Below are 1,534 nucleotides of genomic sequence, written 5' to 3' on the forward strand. Positions count from 1 at the left end.
GTGGTACAGCAGGCAGGGAACCAATTGCACGGCGCAAGGTGCCGGTGATCCGTTCAGCCATAGTGGTTGATGGCGTGAACACTAATAGCTGATTTGTCTTTGTGTTAATCCACGCATAGTACGCAGCGTTACGGCTAAACGCTTCGCCCAGCAACATGCTTTCTGTATCGTCTCTAAGTTTTTTGCTTTCTTCCCCTGTTGGTCGTCTGCCGGTCTTGGCTTCAATTTCTTGCTTACGCTTTTTGACGTTTTCTCTAATAACCGATGCAGGCAATATTTTTTCTTCGCGCTGAACTCGGACAACAAATCCACCAGCGACAGGGTAGGCAACTTGCTCGGAACCATCGCATACAGGGATAAAACCCATACTTACACGCTGGTGGCTCAAGCAAGGGGTAAACAGGTTTGCTTTAAGGCTTTCAGTCAGTGATTCCAGCGTAATATCCAGCTCTTTGGTAAGCCGGTACGCATTCAGCCCTCTAATTTTCAACATATCTCAATCCGTGCATCTTTAAAGTGGTGTCGCAAAAAGCGAATGCAGCAATCTAAATCACGCCAGTGTCGGGCAGTGCGTGCGCCTCGTGTCCGGCTTAGGGTGAAGCGGCCTAAAAACTCAGCGTCTGCAACGGTAGCCTGAGCAAACCACTGACCTAAAGAGTCTTGCCACAATCGGAAAATCAGGTTGCAACACTCGGATCGCCGTTTGATTTCGGCAGGGCGCAATAAGAGATGGCGCATAGTTCCAATTGACTGGTGAACAGGCCACAAATGATACACAAAAACTGCATTTCTTAAAGATGGGTTATACTAACTGACTGTTTTATGTTCAATTGATGTGTGATTGCTTACATAATTACAAATGTAAGTTTGTGAGCGTGTGATTATGGTAATCCAATAAAAAACCCCGCGATTGCGGGGTTTTCTTTGTCACAGATAGGTGATTTCGCCAGCTGGGGTAACACGGAAATACTCACCGGTATCGCGGCGGTAGTAGTCATACATTCTTACCCGTGGTTTATCTTCTTCTCGTTCCGGTATCTTTTCCGGTGATGTGATGCACTCGGTCTGACTATGGCCGTAAACGCCTAGCGCACTGATAATCTTCGGGGCGTTCGCGATCATCTTTGCCTCGTTCTTCATTTTTAGGGCTACCAGCCCCTCAAGCATAACCATGAAGTAGTCTGGTTGCGCCTTGTACCAGCGTATCAGCTTATCTGAGCGGTTTTCCCCAAGCATGGCCGCACACCATAGCAGGCTAGGCAATCCAGCCTCTCTTACGGCTTCTGCCGCGCTCGTGGCCGGTAACAAACCCTCAGCCATGCGTAGACCTTTTATTTCAGCTTCTAGCGCTTTCTCGGCGCGATTAAGCCAGTCTAGCAATGGGATTGCTTGCAGTGGCTCTCCATACGCTTCGCAAATGGCCTTGGCGTTATTCTCGGTTAGCCGGTACAGCGTTAGCTCGGTGAGCGGGGCAGTCTCCACGCCTATGAGTTCTCGCTGTGCGTTAATTCGGTTTATCAGTGGCTGGGGAAGG

At 49.2% G+C, this 1,534-nt stretch carries 3 protein-coding genes; all 3 read right to left on the reverse strand.

Annotation, left to right across the window (positions count from 1 at the left end; genetic code table 11):
* Positions 1-493 (reverse strand): recombination-associated protein RdgC (locus ACRC27_RS07770; protein ID WP_438639584.1); only part of this gene is annotated, 493 nt, incomplete at its 3' end.
* Positions 487-738: a hypothetical protein gene (locus ACRC27_RS07775; RefSeq protein ID WP_438639585.1), complete on the reverse strand. Its 252-nt coding sequence runs from the start codon at positions 736-738 to the stop codon at positions 487-489. The genes ACRC27_RS07770 and ACRC27_RS07775, both read right to left, overlap by 7 nt.
* 189 nt (positions 739-927) lie before the next feature.
* The coding region (locus ACRC27_RS07780; protein ID WP_438639586.1) for a hypothetical protein at positions 928-1,534 on the reverse strand (607 nt) is incomplete at its 5' end.

Origin of the sequence: Plesiomonas sp. (assembly GCF_051650925.1) — a bacterium.
GTDB lineage: Bacteria > Pseudomonadota > Gammaproteobacteria > Enterobacterales > CAMTGL01 > Plesiomonas.